The organism is Streptomyces sp. NPDC048734 (assembly GCF_043198675.1).
Classification (GTDB): domain Bacteria; phylum Actinomycetota; class Actinomycetes; order Streptomycetales; family Streptomycetaceae; genus Streptomyces.
The window spans coordinates 1,026,415-1,045,926 of the sequence record NZ_JBICUZ010000001.1; the positions used below are offsets into that span (position 1 = coordinate 1,026,415).

Sequence of the window (19,512 nt, forward strand, 5' to 3'; positions counted from 1 at the left end):
GGCCCGGTCTTCCCCAGGGGGAGACCGGGCCCTCGTCGGCGCCGGAGGCGTTACGCCTTGCGCAGGCGGAACGTCAGGGTCAGGCCCTCGTCCGTGAACGGGGCGCCGTAGGTGTCGTCCGCCCCGCCCTGGGCGAAGTCGGTGGCGAGGACCTCGTCGGCGATCAGGGCCGAGTGGCCGGTCAGCGCGTCGACGGTGGCCGGGTCGGTCGCGGTCCAGCGGAGCGCGATGCGGTCGGCGACGTCGAGGCCGCTGTTCTTGCGGGCCTCCTGGATCAGGCGGATCGCGTCCCGGGCCAGGCCGGCACGGCGCAGCTCCTCGGTGATCTCCAGATCGAGGGCGACCGTCGCGCCCGAGTCGGACGCCACCGACCAGCCCTCGCGCGGGGTCTCCGTGATGATCACCTCGTCCGGGGCGAGGGTGACCGTCTCGCCGTCGACCTCCACCGACGCCGTGCCCTCGCGCAGGGCGAGGGAGAGCGCGGCCGCGTCGGCGTTCGCCACGGCCTTGGCCACGTCCTGGACGCGCTTGCCGAACCGCTTGCCCAGGGCGCGGAAGTTGGCCTTGGCGGTCGTGTCGACGAGGCTGCCGCCGACCTCGGCGAGCGACGCCAGCGACTCGACGTTCAGCTCCTCCGTGATCTGCGCGTGCAGTTCGGGGGAGAGCGCGTCGAAGCCCGTGGCCGCGATGAGCGCCCGGCGCAGCGGCTGGCGCGTCTTCACGCCGGACTCGGCGCGCGTGGCACGGCCCAGCTCGACCAGGCGGCGCACCAGGGCCATCTGCCGCGACAGCTCCGGGTCGATCGCGGAGAGGTCCGCCTCCGGCCAGGACGCCAGATGCACCGACTCGGGGGCGTCGGGGGAGACCGGCACGACCAGGTCCTGCCAGACCCGCTCGGTGATGAACGGGGTCAGCGGGGCCATCAGCTTCGTGACCGTCTCGACGACCTCGTGCAGGGTGCGCAGCGCGGCCTTGTCGCCCTGCCAGAAGCGGCGGCGGGAGCGGCGTACGTACCAGTTGGACAGGTCGTCGACGAACGCCGAGAGGAGCTTGCCGGCGCGCTGGGTGTCGTAGGCCTCCAGGGACTGGGTCACCTGGTCGGTGAGCGCGTGGAGTTCGGACAGCAGCCAGCGGTCGAGGACGGTGCGGTCGGCGGGGGCCGGGTCGGCGCCGGACGGGGCCCAGCCGGACGTGCGGGCGTACAGGGCCTGGAAGGCGACCGTGTTCCAGTAGGTGAGGAGCGTCTTGCGCACCACCTCCTGGATGGTGCCGTGGCCGACGCGGCGGGCCGCCCAGGGGGAGCCGCCGGCCGCCATGAACCAGCGCACCGCGTCGGCGCCGTGCTGGTCCATCAGCGGGATCGGCTGGAGGATGTTGCCCAGGTGCTTGGACATCTTGCGGCCGTCCTCGGCGAGGATGTGGCCGAGGCAGACGACGTTCTCGTAGCTGGACCTGTCGAAGACCAGGGTGCCGACCGCCATCAGCGTGTAGAACCAGCCGCGGGTCTGGTCGATGGCCTCGCTGATGAACTGCGCGGGGTAGCGGGACTCGAAGAGTTCCTTGTTCTTGTAGGGGTAGCCCCACTGCGCGAAGGGCATCGAACCCGAGTCGTACCAGGCGTCGATGACCTCGGGCACGCGCGTGGCCGTCTTCCCGCAGCCGTCGTGGCGGCAGTCGAAGGTGACCGCGTCGATGTAGGGGCGGTGCGGGTCCAGCTCGGACTGGTCGGTGCCGGTCAGCTCGGTCAGCTCCGCGCGCGAGCCGACGACGGTGAGGTGGCCGTCCGCGCAGCGCCAGATGGGCAGCGGGGTGCCCCAGTAGCGGCTGCGGGAGAGCGCCCAGTCGATGTTGTTGTTCAGCCAGTCGCCGAAGCGGCCGTGCTTGACGGTGTCCGGGAACCAGTTGGTCTTCTCGTTCTCCGCCAGGAGGCGGTCCTTGACGGCCGTGGTGCGGATGTACCAGGACGGCTGCGCGTAGTAGAGCAGCGCGGTGTGGCAGCGCCAGCAGTGCGGGTAGCTGTGCTCGTACGGCAGGTGCTTGAAGAGGAGGCCGCGCTGCTGGAGGTCCTCGGTGAGCTTCTCGTCCGCCTTCTTGAAGAAGACGCCGCCGACCAGTGGCACGTTCTCCTCGAAGGTGCCGTCCGGGCGGACGGGGTTGACGACGGGCAGGCCGTAGGAACGGCAGACCTTGAGGTCGTCCTCGCCGAAGGCGGGGGACTGGTGGACCAGACCCGTGCCGTCCTCGGTCGTGACGTACTCGGCGTTGACCACGTACTGCGCGGGCTCGGGGAACTCCACGAGCTCGAACGGACGTTGGTAGGCCCAGCGCTCCATCTCGGCGCCGGTGAAGGTCTGGCCGGTGCTCTCCCAGCCCTCGCCGAGGGCCTTGGCGAGCAGCGGCTCGGCGACGACGAGCTTCTCCCGGCCGTCGGTGGCGACGACGTAGGTGACCTCGGGGTGCGCGGCGACCGCGGTGTTGGAGACCAGCGTCCAGGGCGTGGTCGTCCAGATCAGCAGCGCGGCCTCGCCGGCGAGCGGACCGGAGGTGAGCGGGAAGCGGACGTACACGGACGGGTCGACGATCGTCTCGTAGCCCTGCGCCAGCTCGTGGTCCGACAGGCCCGTCTCGTCGCGCGGGCACCAGGGGGCCACGCGGTAGTCCTGCACCAGCAGGCCCTTGTCGAAGATCTCCTTGAGCGACCACCACACGGACTCGATGTACTCGGGGTCCATCGTCCGGTAGGCGTCGTCCAGGTCGACCCAGTAGCCCATGCGGGTCGTCAGCTCGGTGAACGCGTCGGTGTGCCGGGTCACGGACGCGCGGCACTTGTCGTTGAACTCCGCGATGCCGTACGCCTCGATGTCCCGCTTGCCGGTGAAGCCGAGCTCCTTCTCGACCGCCAGCTCCACCGGGAGGCCGTGGCAGTCCCAGCCGGCCTTGCGGCCCACGTGGTAACCGCGCATGGTGCGGAAGCGGGGGAAGACGTCCTTGAAGACGCGTGCCTCGATGTGGTGGGCCCCCGGCATGCCGTTGGCGGTGGGCGGGCCCTCGTAGAACACCCATTCGGGGCGGCCCTCGGACTGCTCCAGGGTCTTGGCGAAGATCTTCTGCTCGCGCCAGAACTCGAGCACGGCGTGCTCGAGGGCGGGCAGGTCGACCTGGGCGGGTACCTGGCGGTACTGCGGCTGCGTGTTCAACGAGCTTCCTCCGGCGGATGTGCTGCCTTCCGTCGGAGGGACGAGAGCCTTGTCCACGCCGTGTGCGGCGCGCTCCCGCGGTACCACCCTCCTTGGCCCTCCGGTGCGCCGTACGCTCCGGGGAGCCCCCTCATTGGGGTCGCGATGCCGGGTCTACTCGCCGCCGCCCTCGGGCTGCGGCTTTCTTCCGGCGGCTCCGGGGTGATCTTCACGTCGCGCTCGCCCCCGGGCTTCCACCGTCCCCGGGTCGCTCTGGGCTGCGTACGCCGCTACTCGTCCCCATCCACGCTTCTCGCTCCGCCCAGTGTACGGCGCCGCACGGACAGGGGCCGACCGGTTTTCCGGCTTCGCGGGCGGCGGGCGGGGGTGGTCCCGGATGACCCGAACGGGGAGGTGCGCGGGTTCCGGCTCCCGGACCGCCGACTGATCGGATTACCCGGCGGGGAGCTGGGCACAACGGATGCATGCTTGCCGTGTGACGTGCGAGGGGCGGGCGGATCGGGCGGTGTGCCCCGTTGCCGCGGGACTCAAGTCGATTTATCGTCCCAGCACGATTCGCGTGCAAGATCACAATATGTGAAGGGGCCGCGGCCATGGTGGCGAAGAAGACCGCCGTACAGCAGTCGGCGTCCGGCAGTTCCACCGGCGCCTCCGGCGGTGCGGCCAAGGACGTCGGTGCGAAGAGGAGCACGCGGGGCGGTGGCACGGCGGGAGCCGCGAAGCCGGCGAGCCGGGCCGCGAAGGCGGTGCCTGCGAAGACGGCGCCCGAGGAGGCGGCGGCGAAGAAGAAGGCCACGGCCTCGGAGGCGGCAGCCGCCCCCGAGGCCGTGGCGTCCAGTGCGGCAGGGGTCTCGGAGGAGACGGCGGCCGCGGGGAGGGCGGTCGCCGAGGAGACGCCCGTCAAGGAGGAGCCCGCCGGGAAGAAGGCCGCTTCGAAGAGGGCGGCCGCGGGCAGGAGGACGGCCGGGGCCCGGCAGGGCGCGGCCCGCGGGTCGGGAACCGGTCCGCGGGGCGCGGTCGGTGAGGTGGACGCCGGTACGCAGGGTACCGGCGGCGGGGGCGGCGCGGCCGGGAAGAGGACCGCCCGCAGGAGTACCCCCAGGAAGAGCACGGCCAATAAGGTGGGCGCGGCCTCGGCCGCGGAGCAGACGGGAGCCACGACGGTGGTTGCGAAGAAGACTCACACGGCCCCGGCGGCGCAGACCGCTGTTCCCAAGGCGCGGTTCGCCGCGACGGAGCCCGGCGAACTGGCGGTACGCCCCGGCGAGGACCCCTGGACCCCCGAGGAGGTCGCGGAGGCCCGCGCCGAACTGGACTCAGAGAAGGACCGGCTGCGCGCCGAACTGGCCTCGTCCGAGGCGGCCCTGGTCGGACTGATGCGGGACTCGGGGGACGGTGCGGGCGACGACCAGGCGGACACCGGGACGAAGAACATCACGCGCGAGCACGAGCTGGCGCTGGCCGCCAACGCGCGCGAGATGCTCATCCAGACCGAGCACGCCCTGGAGCGGCTGGACGCGGGCACCTACGGCCTGTGCGAGAACTGCGGCAATCCCATCGGCAAGGCCCGCATGCAGGCCTTCCCGCGGGCCACGCTGTGCGTCGAGTGCAAGCAGAAGCAGGAGCGGCGGTACTGATCACCCGGCCGTCGACAGGCGTGCCGTACCCTCGATCCTCAGTCAGGTACCTAGGTCGAGGGACTCACGTGGCAGAGGCGGAGCGCATCATCGGTACGCCGGACACTCCGGAGGCGGCGGGAGCCGAGCCGGAGCCGTCCGGCAAGAACGCCGGGCAGCCGGCGTCGGGCGAGTCGCCCGACGCGGACGGGACCGCGGCGCAGGCCGCCGGGCAGGGGCCCCGCGGCAGGCGCCGCATCGCCGTGCTGTTCACGGTCGCCGCGTTCGCGTACGCCGTCGACCTGATCAGCAAGATGATCGTGGTCGCGAAGCTGGAGCACCACCAGCCGATCGAGATCGTCGGGGACTGGCTGCGGTTCGAGGCGATCCGCAACGCGGGCGCCGCCTTCGGCGTCGGCGAGGCCTTCACCGTGATCTTCACGGTGATCGCGGCCTCGGTGATCGTGGTCATCGCCCGCCTCGCCCGCAAGCTCTACAGCCTGCCCTGGGCGATCGCGCTCGGCCTGCTGCTCGGCGGTGCGCTCGGCAACCTCACCGACCGGATCTTCCGGGCGCCGGGCGTCTTCCAGGGCGCGGTGGTGGACTTCATCGCGCCGAAGCACTTCGCCGTCTTCAACCTGGCCGACTCGGCGATCGTGTGCGGCGGCATCCTGATCGTCCTGCTGTCCTTCAAGGGCCTCGACCCGGACGGCACCGTCCACAAGGACTGAGCGCGTGTCGGGGGTGCCGGACCCGTCCGGCATACTCGACGGGTGAGCACGATTCCCGAGATCCGCACCCTGCCCGTGCCCGACGGCCTGGAGGGCGAGCGTGTCGACGCCGTCATCTCCCGCATGTTCGGCTTCTCCCGCACCAAGGCCGCCGAACTCGCGGCCGCGGGGAAGGTCACGGTCGACGGGTCGGTGGTCGGGAAGTCCGAGCGGGTGCACGGCGGGGCCTGGCTCGAGGTCGAGATGCCGCAGGCGCCCGCGCCGGTGCAGGTGGTCGCCGAGCCCGTCGAGGGCATGGAGATCGTGCACGACGACGAGGACGTGGTCGTGATCGTCAAGCCGGTCGGCGTGGCCGCGCACCCGTCGCCCGGCTGGAGCGGCCCCACCGTCATCGGCGGACTCGCCGCCGCCGGATACCGCATCTCCACCTCCGGCGCCGCCGAGCGCCAGGGCATCGTGCACCGCCTCGACGTGGGCACCTCCGGGCTGATGGTCGTCGCCAAGTCGGAGCGCGCGTACACCTCGCTGAAGCGCCAGTTCAAGGAGCGCACGGTCGACAAGCGCTACCACACGCTCGTCCAGGGCCACCCGGACCCCACCAGCGGCACCATCGACGCCCCCATCGGCCGACACCCCCAGCACGACTACAAGTGGGCGGTCACCGCCGAGGGAAAGCCCTCCGTCACGCACTACGACCTGATCGAGGCCTTCCGCGCCGCCTCCCTGCTGGACGTCAAGCTGGAGACCGGCCGCACGCACCAGATCCGCGTCCACATGGCCGCCCACCGCCATCCGTGCGTCGGCGACCTGACCTACGGCGCCGACCCGACGCTCGCCAAGCGGCTGAAACTGACCCGGCAGTGGCTGCACGCGGTCCGGTTGGGCTTCGAGCACCCCGGGGACGGCCGGTGGGCCGAGTTCGCCTGCGAGTACCCGGACGATCTCCAGCAGGCCCTCGACCAGGTCCGCGAGGAGACCTACGGATGAGCGGTACGCGCGCGTACGTGATCCGCGTCGCCGAGGACCCCGCCGACCGTGAGGCCTGCTTCGCGGTCCGCAAGGAGGTCTTCGTCGGCGAACAGGGTGTTCCCGAGGACATCGAGTACGACGCCCACGACCCCGGCGCGGTGCACGTGCTGGCGGTCCGGGAGGACGGCGTACCACTCGGGACCGGGCGGCTGCTGTACGGCGCCGAGGCCGCGGCGAAGACCGGCGGCGACCCGTCGGTCGGGTCGCTGGGGCGGCTCGCCGTCACCCGGCAGGCGCGCGGGCTCGGAGTGGGGGCCGCGCTGGTGCGGGCCATCGAGGACGCGGCACACGCGCGTGGACTCGCGGCCGTGGACCTGCACGCGCAGACCCACGCCCTCGGGTTCTACGAACGGCTGGGGTACCGGGCGTACGGCCCCGAGTTCCCGGACGCGGGGATCCCGCACCGCGCGATGCGGCGGGCGCTCCAGCGGTAGCCGGGGCAACGGGGCGCCGAAAGGGCTGGTGACGGGGGGTGACGTGGCAGGCTTGAGGTCCGCCGTGTGACGTCTCAGCCCCCGGAGCACCGACCGTGGACCAGTTGGCCCTGTTGTTCGTCCTGTTGCTCGGGGCCGTGGTGAGCGTCCCGCTGGGAGACCGGTGGAACCTGCCGGCACCGGTCCTGATGACCCTGCTCGGGATCGTGCTCGCGGTCGCCGACTTCGTGCCCGACGTGAACGTCCCGCCGGACCTGATCCTCCCGCTGCTGCTGCCGCCCCTGCTCTACGCGGCCGTACGGCGCACCTCCTGGCGGCAGTTCACCGCCAACAAGCGGCCGATCTTCCTGCTCGCCGTGGCGCTGGTGTTCGTCACGATGCTGTGCGTGGCCGCCGTCGCCCACGCGATCGTCCCCGGCCTGCCGATCGCCGCGGCCGTGGCCCTCGGGGCGCTCGTCGCGCCGCCGGACCCGGTGGCCGCCACCGCCGTGGCGGGGCAGCTCGGGCTGCCGCGCCGGCTGGTGTCCATCCTGGAGGGCGAGGGGCTCTTCAACGACGTCACCGCCATCGTCCTCTACCACGTGGCCATCGCCGCCGTCGTCAGCGGGGCCTTCTCACCCTGGGAGGCGGCTCTCGACCTCGTGCTGTCCGCCGTCGTCGCGGTCGCGGTCGGGCTGGCGCTCGGCTGGGGGGCGAACCGGCTCATGGACCTGCTCGGGGACGCGACCCTGCAGATCGGGCTCACGCTGCTGGTGCCGTACGCCTCCTACGTGCTCGCGGAGGAGTTCCACGGGTCCGGGGTGCTCGCCGTGCTCACCACCGCGCTGTTCCTCGCCGAGTACGCCACCGATCCCGACGACGTGATGACCCGTCTGGCCGGGCACACCTTCTGGAACATCATCGACACCCTGGTGACCGGGGTGGCGTTCGGGCTGATCGGCCTGGAACTGCACATGGCGATCCGGACGGCGTCCGGACGGTGGGGGGAGATGCTGGGGTGGGCCGCGGTGGTGGTGGCCGTCGTGATCCTCGTGCGACTGCTGTGGCTGCTGCCGGCGACCTGGCTCACCCGCCGGATGCACGCCAGGCGGGACCACGACGAGGACATCCCGATGACCTGGCGGGAGACCGTCGTGATGTGGTGGTCGGGGATGCGCGGGGTCGCCTCGGTGGCGCTGGCGCTCGCGATTCCGCTGAAGACCGACGAGGGGGCCGCCTTCCCGGACCGGGACGAGATCGTGTTCATCGCCTTCGGCGTCATCATGGCGACGCTCGTCATCCAGGGGCTGACCCTGCCGTGGCTGGTCAAGCGGCTCGGGGTGCAGGCCGACACCGGCCGCGAGAAGGAGTTCGAGAGGGAACTGGCCGTGCGGGCGGCCAAGGCGGCGAAGCGCAGGCTGCGGGAGATCGAGGCCCAGGAGGAGCTGCCGGAGGAGCTCTCCGAGCAGATGGGCCGGCGCGCCCTCGACATCGGACTGCGCATCAGCCCGGACCTGGGCGAGGACGAGCGGCGGGAGGCGCACGAGCATCGGGTGCGCCGGCTGAAGAGGGTGCGGCGGATCCAGGGCGAGATGCTGAGCGCGGCCCGGCACGAGGTGGTCGCGGCGCGCAGCGAGCCGGGAGCCGATCCCGAGATCGTGGACCGGGTGCTGCGCCACCTCGACGTGCGCAGCCTGCGGTGATGCCCCGCCCGCGCCCGTCGGGCGGGGGCGGGTTCGGCCGCGCCCGACGTACCGCCGCTCGCCGGCGGCGCTCCCCGCGCGCGGTGGCTCGTCTTCGGCGGCCGCGCACGGACGGACGCGGGGTGCCGGCGCGGGACGCCGGCCGGGCGCACGGGGCGGCCCGGCCGGCGGCAGTGGCTCCTCGGCTCAGCGGCTCATCGGTTCAGCGGTCGGCCCGCGGTGACTCGTGGGCGCGGCGCTGGGGCCCTATGCCGCCGGGGACCCGGCCGTTGGAACGGGACGACGACACGATCGCGTCGGCGGTGTTGACGCGCGGCAGCGCGTACGGGTGCTCCTCGGACAGCCAGCGGATCATCCGCTCGCGGACGGTCACGCGGACCGTCCAGATGTCGTCGGCGTCCTTGGCGGTCACCAGCGCCCTGACCTGGAGGGTGCTGGGCGTGGTGTCCGTGACGTCCAGGCCGTGGGCACGGCCGTCCCACGCCGGGCACTCGCGCAGGATGTCGCGGAGCTTCTCACGCATCGCGTCCAGCGGCGCCGAGTGGTCGAGGTGCCAGTAGACGATGCCGGTCATCTGCGGGGTGCCGCGCGACCAGTTCTCGAACGGCTTGGACGTGAAGTACGAGACGGGCATGGTGATCCGGCGCTCGTCCCAGGTACGCACGGTGAGGAAGGTCAGCGTGATCTCCTCGACCGTGCCCCACTCGCCGTCCACCACCACCGTGTCGCCGATCCGCACCATGTCGCCGAAGGCGATCTGGAAGCCGGCGAACATGTTGCTCAGCGTCGACTGGGCGGCGACACCGGCGACGATGCCGATGATGCCCGCGGAGGCCAGCAGCGAGGCGCCGGCCGCGCGGAACGCCGGGAACGTCAGCAGCATCGCCGCCACCGCGACCACCCCGACCACCGCGGAGACGACCCGCATGATCAGCGACACCTGGGTGCGTACCCGCCGCACCCGTGCCGCGTCCTGGTGCACGCGCGCGTAACGGCGGTACGAGGTCTCGACGACCGCGGCGGCGATCCGGATCGCCATCCACGCGGTCGACCCGATCAGCACCAGGGTGAGCGTCTGGCTGACGCCGACGCGGTGGTCCTCCAGTACTTCGGCGTTGTCGAACGATCCTCTCAGCAGGGCGGCGCACAGCCCGAGCTGGTACGGGATGCGGGCCCGGCGCAGCAGCCCCCACAGGGGTGTCTCGGGATGCCGTCGGTCGGCCTTGGACAACAGTCGGTCGGTGGCCCAGCCGATGAACAACGTCAGCACGACCGAACCGCCGACCACGATCAGTGGGCGGAGCAGGTTCTCCATGCCTTCGAACGTAACCGGCCCGGTGGGGTCGTGAACATGCACGTTGTGTGAAGAGACCCACGTGAGGCGGTGCGGGGGGCGCCCCGTGGGGCGTTGTCGGTGCCGGCTGGCACCATGGCCCCATGAACATCATGCTCTTCCATTCGACCTATGGACTGCGTCCCGCGGTGCGGGCGGCGGCGGACCGGCTGCGCGCCGCCGGTCACGAGGTGTGGACCCCGGACCTCTTCGACGGGCGCACGTTCGACACGGTCGAGGAGGGCATGGTCCACAACGAGGGGATCGGCAAGGACGAACTGCTGAGGAGAGCCGTCCTGGCCGCCGCGCCCTACTCGGAGCGGGGGCTGGTGTACGCCGGTTTCTCGCTGGGCGCGTCGATCGCCCAGACCCTCGCCCTCGGTGACGACAAGGCGCGCGGTCTGCTGCTCCTGCACGGCACCTCCGACCTCGCGCCGAACGCCTCGGTGGACGACCTGCCGGTGCAGCTGCACGTGGCCGAGCCGGACCCGTTCGAGACCGACGACTGGCTGAGCGCCTGGTACCTCCAGATGGGCAGGGCGGGCGCCGACGTGGAGATCCACCGGTACGCCGGGGCCGGTCACCTCTACACCGACCCCGACCTGCCCGACTACGACGCGGAGGCCGCCGAGGCCACCTGGCGGGTGGCGCTCGGCTTCCTCGACAGCCTGTAGGCGGCCGGTAGGCGGCGGCTACACGGGGTCGTACGTCCGCTCGACCTTCTGCGTGCCGGTGCGGGTGCGGTAGGAGCGGGACCAGGACGAGGTCGCGTCCGCCCTGGTGCGGCTGGACACCACGTAGTAGTCCATCTGCGCGCGGTCGGCGGTGATGTCCAGGACGCCGTAACCGTGCCGGTCGGTGTCCACCCAGTGGACGTGGCGGTTGGCGGCCCTGATGACCGGCGCGGCGACCGCGGAGACCGTGCCCTCGGGGACCTTCACCAGGTCGTCGAGGTTGTCGGAGGTCACCGAGGTGACCACGAACTCCGTGGCGGCCGAGGCGGACAGCGGGTAGGTCCCGGCGTCCACGGGCACGTCGTTGGCCCACGCCATGTGGATGTCGCCGGTGAGGAAGACGGTGTTGCGGATGGCGTTCGCGCGCAGGTGGGCGAGGAGTTCACGGCGGTCGTCCGTGTAGCCGTCCCACTGGTCGGTGTTGAGGGCGAGGCCCTCCTGCGGCAGGCCGAGCAGCTTGGCGAGCGGCTTGAGCAGGTCCGCGGAGAGCGAGCCGATCGCGAACGGCGAGATCATCACCGAGTTGCCGACCAGCCGCCAGGTGGTGTCGGACGTCTTCAGACCGGCCTTCAGCCAGTCGAGCTGGGCGCGGCCGGTGAGGGTGCGGTCCGGGTCGTCGACGCCGCCGTTGCCGACGGAGACCTGCTGGGAGCGGAAGGAACGCAGGTCCAGCAGGGAGAGGTCGGCGAGCTTGCCGAAGCGCAGCCGGCGGTAGGTGGTGCCCGCCAGCGCCGGGCGGACCGGCATCCACTCGAAGTAGGCCTGCTTGGCGGCCGCCTGACGGGCGGCCCAGCCGCCCTCGGCGCCCTCGGTGTGGTTCTCGGCGCCGCCCGACCAGGTGTCGTTGGCGATCTCGTGGTCGTCCCAGATCGCGATGACGGGCGCCTTGGCGTGCAGGGCCTGCAGATCGGGGTCGGTCTTGTACCTGCCGTGCCGGGTGCGGTAGTCGGCGAGGGTGAGGATCTCGTGCGTGGGCGCGTGCTGCCGTACGACGGTGCCGCGGGTGCCGTACTCGCCGGTGCCGTACTCGTAGATGTAGTCGCCGAGGTGCAGCCAGGCGTCGAGGTCGCCGCGGGCGGCGAGGTGGCGGTAGGAGGAGAACCAGCCGGCCTCCCAGTTGGCGCAGGACACCACGCCGAAGCGCAGGCCCGCCACGGACGCGTCCGCCGCCGGCGCGGTGCGGGTGCGCGCCACCGGGGAGTCGGTCCCGCCGGCCGAGAAGCGGAACCAGTAGTCCGTGGCCGGGGCGAGACCGCGGACGTCGGCCTTGACGGTGTGGTCGGAGGCGGCGGTCGCGGTGACGGACCCCTTCGCCACGACGTTCGTCAGTGCCTTGTCCCGGGCGACGACCCACTCGACCTCGGTGTCCGGGCCGAGCCCGGAGCCGGGTATGGCCTCGGCTGCCGGCGTCACCCGGGTCCACAGCAGGACGCCGTCGGGCAGCGGGTCGCCGGAGGCGACACCGTGCAGGAAGGCGGGGGCCTCGTCGGCGGCCCGCGCGGGCAGCGCGGCGGCGAGAGGCCCGGCCAGCACGGCGGTGGCGGCGGCGGCCTTGACGACCGTACGGCGGCGCGGGGCTCGCGTGTCGAGGCGGTCCGACGACGCGTCGGTGCTCTCTGTTGATCTGTATCGACTGGTCACGGGCGATCAGATTACTGACCAGTACGGCGAGGAGCGGGCGAACTGGCAAAAGTTCGCCCGCTCTTCGGTTCTCCGTCTCTCAACCTGCCGTCACCCGGCGGCAGTTCAGGCCTTGAGGGCCGCCTCGAGCGCGGTGGTGAAGTCGGCGGCCGTCATCGGGGCGTTCTGGCTGCCGGGCGCGGTCAGCGCCTTCCCGTCCATCCTCAGGGTCGGGGTGCCCGAGACACCGCTCTCGTCGAACGCCTCGGACATCTCCAGCGCCCACCTGTCGTAGGTGCCGTCCTTCACGGCCTTCTGGAACTCGGTGTTGCCCTTGAGCGCGGAGACCGTGTCGGCCGCCTTGATCAGGTAGCTGTCGTCCTTGAACTTGTCGTCGGACTCCTCGGGGTGCCACTTCGCCGAGTACAGGGCCGTCTTGTACTCGAGGAACGCCTCCTGGCCGACGTCGAGCGCGGCGCCCAGCGCGCTCAGCGCGTTCTTGGAGCCCTCGCCGGACAGGCCGTTGTCGAGGAAGGTGGCGCCGACGAACTGGAGCTTGAACTTGCCGGCGTCGTAGTCCGACTTCAGCTGGGGGCCCACGCTCTGCTCGAACTGGGCGCAGACCGGGCAGCGCGGGTCCTCGTAGATCACGAGGGTCTTCTTGGCGGTGCTCTTGCCCATCACGACGGTCGTGCCGTTCTCGCCGGTGGTGTTGGCCGGCTTGACCAGCGGCTTGTCCTTGGCCTCCTCCCAGTACGTGGGCTTGTTGTTCTGGACGACCGCGTAACCTATGCCGCCGGCCACCGCCAGCACTCCGACGACCGAGCAGGCCACGATGACCTGCCGCTTGACCTTGGCCCGCTTGGCCTGGCGTTCGCGCTCGAGGCGCAGTCGCTCGCGGGCCGCCGTCTTCGCCGCCGCACTGTTGCGCTTGCTCATGGTGGTGTTCTCCAGGTGGGACGCGCACGGGGGTGCGCGGGATACGTGTGTGGGGACTGTCGTGCTCCGGGGCCGCGCAGGGCGATCGGGCCGGGGACCGGCCCGGTGGTCGAACCCGGTGACCGGAACCGGTGGTCGAACCCGGTGACCGGAACCGGGCGATCCGGTGTCGCTCAGGCGGCGGTGGCCGGGCGCGGGGGTCCGCGACGTCCCAGGGAGTGCACGAGGATCCGGTCGCGGCTGGTGGTGACCGGACGGCGCGCGGGCCGCGGCAGGCGGCGGGCGGCCGGGGCGCCGCGGACGGTCACGGCGGCCACGGCCAGCAGCAGCGGCCGGAACGTGGTCGCGGTCGCCGCGCGCAGCAACTGGCCCAGCGCGCGCTCGCCCCGCCGCAGCCAGGCCGCGGCGAGGAGGCCGACGCCGACGTGCGCGCCCAGCAGCAGCCAGGCCGTCGACGGGTCGGCGTGGGCGAGGAGGCCGCCGACCCGCTCGGGGTCGGTGCCGGTCACGCGCGCCAGCGGGGCGCCGACACTGGTGCCGTCGCCGCACAGGACGTCGAGGCCGACGGAGCGCAGCGGGCCGGCGACCGGGCCGCCCGCCCGGCCGTAGCAGACGTGCTGGCCGGTGGTGAAGACGGTGTCGGCCGCCAGCTCCAGCGGGATCAGCAGGGCGGCGATCCGCCCGAAGCCGCGCTCCCGGCCCGCCAGCGCGTACGCCAGGAGGAACACGGCGACCGCGAGGGCGGCCACCGTGTTCAGCGGCAGCGGGACCCGGGACAGCAGCACGTGCGACGCGGTGCTGAGCGTCACGACGAAGGCCGTGAACAGCACCGCGCGTACGGCTCTGAGGCGGGTCCCGGATATGTCCATAGCGGAGGAGAGTGTGTCATGCGCGCCGGTAAGAGACCCCTAAAGGGTTGCTGTGAGCGCCCTTTTCGTTATGGAGTTCGGTGTGGGGCCCGGCATGGCGCTCCTCACAGACCCGGGATCCGGCCGTTGCGGAACAGGTCGAGGAAGATCTGGTGGTCCGCACGCGCGCGTGCGCCGTAGGCGTGCGCGAAGTCGACCAGGAGCGGCGCGAAGCCCCCCTCGTCGCCGGCGATCGCCGCGTCGATGGCCCGCTCGGTGGAGAACGGCACCAGCGACTCGCCGGAGGTGTCGTCCGCCGCCGCGTGCATGGTGGCCGTGGCCCGGCCCAGGTCGGCGACGACGCCCGCGATCTCCTCCGGGTCGTCGATGTCGCCCCAGTCCAGGTCCACCGCGTACGGCGAGACCTCGGCGACCAGCTGGCCCGCGCCGTCCAGCTCGGTCCAGCCCAGCCACGGGTCGGCGTGCTGCTGGAGGGCCCGCTGGGAGATCACCGTGCGGTGGCCCTCGTGCAGGAAGTAGTCGCGGATCGCCCGGTCGGTGATGTGCCGGGAGACGGCCGGGGTCTGGCCCTGCTTGATGTAGATCACCACATCGTTCTCCAGGGCGTCGCTGTGGCCCTCCAGGAGGATGTTGTACGAGGGCAGGCCCGCCGAGCCGATGCCGATGCCCCGGCGGCCGACGACGTCCTTCACGCGGTAGGAGTCCGGGCGGGCCAGGGAGGTCTCCGGCAGCGTCTCCAGATAGCCGTCGAAGGCGGCGAGGACCTTGTAGCGGGTGGCGGCGTCCAGCTCGATGGAGCCGCCGCCCGGCGCGAAGCGGCGCTCGAAGTCGCGGATCTCGGTCATGGAGTCCAGCAGCCCGAAGCGGGTCAGGGAACGGGCGTCGCGCAGCGCGTCCAGCAGGGGGCCCTCGGCCGTGTCCAGCGTGAAGGGCGGCACCTCGTCCTGCTTGGCGCCCGTCGCCAGGGCGCGGATCCGCTCGCGGTAGGCGCCCGCGTACACCTGGATCAGCTCGGTGATCTGGTCGTCGCTGAGCGCCTTCGCGTACCCGATCAGGGCGATCGAGGCGGAGAAGCGCTTGAGGTCCCAGGTGAAGGGGCCGACGTAGGCCTCGTCGAAGTCGTTGACGTTGAAGATCAGACGGCCCTGGGAGTCCATGTAGGTGCCGAAGTTCTCCGCGTGCAGATCGCCGTGGATCCACACGCGCGAGGTGCGCTCGTCCAGGTAGGGCCCGGTGAAGGTGCCGGTGGCGCCGCGCCCGCCGCTCGCCGCGTCCTGGTCGTGGTAGAAGAGGCTCGCCGTGCCCCGGTAGAACGCGAACGCCGAGGCCGCCATCTTGCGGAACTTCACGCGGAACGCGGCCGGGTCCGCGGCCAGGAGTTCGCCGAAGGCGGTGTCGAGGACGGCGAGGATCTCCTCGCCGCGAGGCTCTTCGTTGAGCTGCGGAACCGACATCGCGGGGTGCCTCCTGGTGCTTCATGTGTACGACAGCGTTTCTGTCGTCCCCAACGGGCGGACGCGTGTGAAAGTGCCCACGGTCCCCGCTGTGAAGGTACGCGGGGAACCCGCCCGCCCGTCACCCGCCCGCCGTCCTGCGCCGGCGCGCTCCGCGCCGCGGTGTCGGCCTCGCATGTCGGTGCCGAGGCATAGACTTCGAGGCTGACCCCCCGACCGTCCGCCAGCCCGTCGTCGATCGTTCGCCCGTCGCCCGGCCGCCGCCCGCAACACGGCGCGTCGCGCCGCAGCTCTTGTCCCATGGAGGCCATGCCGTGTCGAAGCCGCCGTTCACGCACCTGCACGTCCACACCCAGTACTCGCTGCTGGACGGTGCCGCGCGGCTGAAGGACATGTTCAACGCGTGCAACGAGATGGGCATGACCCACATCGCCATGTCCGACCACGGCAACCTCCACGGGGCGTACGACTTCTTCCACTCCGCGAAGAAGGCCGGGGTCACCCCGATCATCGGGATCGAGGCGTACGTCGCCCCCGAGTCGCGGCGCAACAAGCGCAAGATCCAGTGGGGCCAGCCGCACCAGAAGCGCGACGACGTCTCCGGTTCCGGCGGTTACACGCACAAGACCATCTGGGCGGCGAACGCGACCGGCCTGCACAACCTCTTCAAGCTCTCCTCGGACGCGTACGCCGAGGGCTGGCTCCAGAAGTGGCCGCGGATGGACAAGGAGACCATCTCCCAGTGGTCCGAGGGGCTCATCGCCTCCACCGGCTGCCCCTCCGGCGAGCTCCAGACCCGCCTGCGCCTCGGCCAGTACGACGAGGCGCTGAAGGCGGCGGCCGAGTACCAGGACATCTTCGGCAAGGACCGCTACTTCCTGGAGTTGATGGACCACGGCATCGAGATCGAGCGCCGGGTCCGCGACGGCCTGCTCGACATCGGCAAGAAGCTCGGCATCCCGCCGCTGGTCACCAACGACTCGCACTACACGTACGCGCACGAGGCGACCGCCCACGACGCCCTGCTGTGCATCCAGACCGGCAAGAACCTCTCCGACCCGGACCGCTTCCGCTTCGACGGCACCGGCTACTACCTGAAGTCCACGGACGAGATGTACGCCATCGACTCCTCGGACGCCTGGCAGGAGGGCTGCGCCAACACCCTCCTGGTGGCCGAGCAGATCGACACGAGCGGCATGTTCGAGGCGAAGAACCTCATGCCGAAGTTCGACATCCCCGAGGGCTACACGGAGGTCAGCTGGTTCAAGGAGGAGGTCCGCCGCGGCATGGAGCGCCGCTTCCCCGGCGGCGTCCCCGAGGACCGGCAGAAGCAGGTCGAGTACGAGATGGACGTCATCATCCAGATGGGGTTCCCGGGCTACTTCCTCGTCGTCGCCGACTTCATCATGTGGGCCAAGAACAACGGCATCGCGGTCGGCCCCGGCCGAGGCTCCGCGGCCGGCTCGATCGTCGCGTACGCCATGGGCATCACCGACCTCGACCCGATCCCGCACGGCCTGATCTTCGAGCGGTTCCTCAACCCCGAGCGCGTCTCCATGCCGGACGTCGACATCGACTTCGACGAGCGTCGGCGCGTCGAGGTGATCAGGTACGTGACCGAGAAGTACGGCGCCGACAAGGTCGCCATGATCGGCACCTACGGCAAGATCAAGGCGAAGAACGCCATCAAGGACTCCGCGCGCGTGCTGGGCTACCCGTACGCGATGGGCGACCGTCTCACCAAGGCGATGCCGGCCGACGTCCTGGGCAAGGGCATCGACCTGAACGGCATCACCGACCCCTCGCACCCCCGCTACAGCGAGGCGGGCGAGATCCGCGCGATGTACGAGAACGAGCCGGACGTGAAGAAGGTCATCGACACCGCCAAGGGCGTCGAGGGCCTGGTCCGGCAGATGGGCGTGCACGCGGCGGGCGTGATCATGTCCAGCGAACCGATCGTCGACCACGCCCCGATCTGGGTGCGGCACACCGACGGCGTGACCATCACCCAGTGGGACTACCCCCAGTGCGAGTCGCTGGGCCTGCTGAAGATGGACTTCCTCGGCCTGCGCAACCTCACGATCATGGACGACGCCATCAAGATGGTGAAGGCCAACAAGGGCATCGACCTGGAGATGCTCGCCCTCCCGCTGGACGACCCCAAGACCTTCGAACTGCTCTGCCGCGGCGACACCCTCGGTGTCTTCCAGTTCGACGGCGGCCCGATGCGCTCGCTGCTCCGCCAGATGCAGCCCGACAACTTCGAGGACATCTCCGCCGTCTCGGCCCTGTACCGGCCCGGCCCGATGGGCATGAACTCGCACATCAACTACGCGGAGCGCAAGAACGGCCGCCAGGAGATCACGCCGATCCACAAGGAGCTGGCCGAGCCCCTCGAGGAGGTCCTGGCCGTCACCTACGGCCTGATCGTCTACCAGGAGCAGGTGCAGAAGGCCGCCCAGATCATCGCCGGGTACTCGCTCGGCGAGGCCGACATCCTCCGCCGCGTGATGGGCAAGAAGAAGCCCGACGAGCTGGCGAAGAACTTCACCATCTTCCAGGCCGGCGCGAAGAAGAACGGCTACAGCGACGAGGCGATCCAGGCCCTGTGGGACGTGCTGGTCCCCTTCGCCGGCTACGCGTTCAACAAGGCCCACTCGGCCGCGTACGGACTGGTCTCGTACTGGACGGCGTACCTGAAGGCGAACTACCCCGCCGAGTACATGGCCGCGCTGCTCACCTCGGTCAAGGACGACAAGGACAAGTCGGCCGTCTACCTCAACGAGTGCCGGCGCATGGGCATCAAGGTGCTCCCGCCGAACGTGAACGAGTCCGAGTCGAACTTCGCCGCCCAGGGCGACGACGTGATCCTCTTCGGCCTCTCCGCCGTGCGCAACGTCGGCACCAACGTCGTCGAGTCGATCATCAAGTCCCGCAAGGCCAAGGGGAAGTACTCCTCCTTCCCCGACTACCTCGACAAGGTCGAGGCGGTGGTCTGCAACAAGCGCACCACGGAATCGCTGATCAAGGCCGGCGCCTTCGACTCCATGGGCCACACCCGCAAGGGCCTCACCGCGCAGTACGAGCCGATGATCGACAACGTGGTCGCGGTCAAGCGCAAGGAGGCCGAGGGCCAGTTCGACCTCTTCGGCGGCATGGGCGAGGAGCAGAACGACGAGCCCGGCTTCGGCCTCGACGTCGAGTTCACCACCGACGAGTGGGACAAGACGTACCTGCTCGCGCAGGAGCGCGAGATGCTCGGCCTCTACGTCTCCGACCACCCCCTCTTCGGACTGGAGCACGTGCTGTCCGACAAGGCGGACGCCGGCATCGCCCAGCTCACCGGGGGGGAGCACGCCGACGGCGCGGTCGTGACCATCGGCGGCATCATCTCGGGCCTCCAGCGCAAGATGACCAAGCAGGGCAACGCCTGGGCCATCGCCACCGTCGAGGACCTCGCCGGCTCCATCGAGTGCATGTTCTTCCCCGCGACCTACCAGCTGGTCTCGACCCAACTCGTCGAGGACGCCGTGGTGTTCGTCAAGGGCCGCCTCGACAAGCGGGAGGACGTGCCCCGCCTGGTCGCGATGGAACTCCAGGTGCCGGACCTGTCCAACGCGGGCACCAACGCGCCCGTGATCCTCACCATCCCGGCCGTGAAGGTCACCCCGCCGATGGTCAACCGCCTCGGCGAGATCCTCACCCACCACCGCGGCGACAGCGAGGTCCGGATCAGGCTCCAGGGCCCGACGAAGACGACCGTGCTCCGCCTGGACCGGCACCGGGTCAAGCCCGACCCGGCCCTGTTCGGCGACCTGAAGGTGCTGCTCGGCCCGTCCTGCCTGGCCGGCTGAGCCGCGGACGCGCGCAAGGG

13 protein-coding genes are annotated in these 19,512 nt (G+C 71.1%); 7 read left to right on the forward strand and 6 right to left on the reverse strand.

The window, feature by feature from the left end:
* Window positions 1-50: 50 nt before the first annotated feature.
* A complete protein-coding gene (gene ileS, locus ACGFQC_RS04520; RefSeq protein ID WP_363087236.1) occupies window positions 51-3,197 on the reverse strand; it encodes an isoleucine--tRNA ligase in 3,147 nt (1,048 codons plus the stop codon).
* A gap of 593 nt (window positions 3,198-3,790) precedes the next feature.
* On the opposite strand from ileS, the gene ACGFQC_RS04525 reads away from it, so the two are divergent.
* The 5 genes from ACGFQC_RS04525 to ACGFQC_RS04545 all read left to right on the forward strand — a co-directional run bounded on the left by ACGFQC_RS04525 (window position 3,791) and on the right by ACGFQC_RS04545 (window position 8,689).
* A complete protein-coding gene (locus ACGFQC_RS04525; RefSeq protein WP_363087237.1) occupies window positions 3,791-4,834 on the forward strand; it encodes a TraR/DksA family transcriptional regulator in 1,044 nt (347 codons plus the stop codon).
* A 68-nt stretch (window positions 4,835-4,902) separates the two neighbouring features.
* Window positions 4,903-5,544 (forward strand): signal peptidase II, encoded by a 642-nt coding sequence (lspA, locus tag ACGFQC_RS04530; protein WP_363087238.1) that lies wholly within the window; start codon window positions 4,903-4,905, stop codon window positions 5,542-5,544.
* Between the two features lie 42 nt (window positions 5,545-5,586).
* Window positions 5,587-6,531, forward strand: coding sequence for an RluA family pseudouridine synthase (locus ACGFQC_RS04535; protein ID WP_363087239.1), 945 nt, complete (start codon window positions 5,587-5,589; stop codon window positions 6,529-6,531).
* Window positions 6,528-7,007, forward strand: a complete 480-nt coding sequence (locus ACGFQC_RS04540; RefSeq protein WP_363087240.1) for a GNAT family N-acetyltransferase — start codon at window positions 6,528-6,530, stop codon at window positions 7,005-7,007. Before ACGFQC_RS04535 ends, ACGFQC_RS04540 begins: the two co-directional genes overlap by 4 nt.
* Window positions 7,008-7,102: 95 nt before the next feature.
* On the forward strand, window positions 7,103-8,689 hold the full coding sequence (locus ACGFQC_RS04545; RefSeq protein WP_363087241.1) for a Na+/H+ antiporter: 1,587 nt from the start codon (window positions 7,103-7,105) through the stop codon (window positions 8,687-8,689).
* Window positions 8,690-8,891: 202 nt separating this feature from the next.
* Here ACGFQC_RS04545 and ACGFQC_RS04550 read toward each other — a convergent pair whose 3' ends face one another.
* On the reverse strand, window positions 8,892-10,004 hold the full coding sequence (locus ACGFQC_RS04550; RefSeq protein WP_363087242.1) for a mechanosensitive ion channel domain-containing protein: 1,113 nt from the start codon (window positions 10,002-10,004) through the stop codon (window positions 8,892-8,894).
* A gap of 122 nt (window positions 10,005-10,126) precedes the next feature.
* Between ACGFQC_RS04550 and ACGFQC_RS04555 the strand changes: the two genes are divergently transcribed.
* Window positions 10,127-10,696, forward strand: a complete 570-nt coding sequence (locus tag ACGFQC_RS04555) for a dienelactone hydrolase family protein (protein WP_363087243.1) — start codon at window positions 10,127-10,129, stop codon at window positions 10,694-10,696.
* 18 nt (window positions 10,697-10,714) lie between these two features.
* Here the strand turns inward: ACGFQC_RS04555 and ACGFQC_RS04560 are convergent, their stop codons facing one another.
* The 4 genes from ACGFQC_RS04560 to ACGFQC_RS04575 form a co-directional block, all read right to left on the reverse strand.
* Window positions 10,715-12,397, reverse strand: a complete 1,683-nt coding sequence (locus tag ACGFQC_RS04560; protein WP_363087244.1) for an alkaline phosphatase D family protein — start codon at window positions 12,395-12,397, stop codon at window positions 10,715-10,717.
* A gap of 105 nt (window positions 12,398-12,502) precedes the next feature.
* Complete coding sequence (locus tag ACGFQC_RS04565; RefSeq protein ID WP_363087245.1) at window positions 12,503-13,315, reverse strand: DsbA family protein; 813 nt, start codon at window positions 13,313-13,315, stop codon at window positions 12,503-12,505.
* 173 nt (window positions 13,316-13,488) lie between these two features.
* Window positions 13,489-14,184, reverse strand: a complete 696-nt coding sequence (locus ACGFQC_RS04570; RefSeq protein WP_363087246.1) for a hypothetical protein — start codon at window positions 14,182-14,184, stop codon at window positions 13,489-13,491.
* A gap of 104 nt (window positions 14,185-14,288) precedes the next feature.
* Complete coding sequence (locus tag ACGFQC_RS04575; RefSeq protein ID WP_363087247.1) at window positions 14,289-15,638, reverse strand: DUF2252 domain-containing protein; 1,350 nt, start codon at window positions 15,636-15,638, stop codon at window positions 14,289-14,291.
* 314 nt (window positions 15,639-15,952) lie between these two features.
* Here ACGFQC_RS04575 and dnaE point away from each other — a divergent pair, with 314 nt between their 5' ends.
* Complete coding sequence (gene dnaE, locus ACGFQC_RS04580) at window positions 15,953-19,492, forward strand: DNA polymerase III subunit alpha (protein ID WP_363087248.1); 3,540 nt, start codon at window positions 15,953-15,955, stop codon at window positions 19,490-19,492.
* Window positions 19,493-19,512 lie beyond the last annotated feature (20 nt).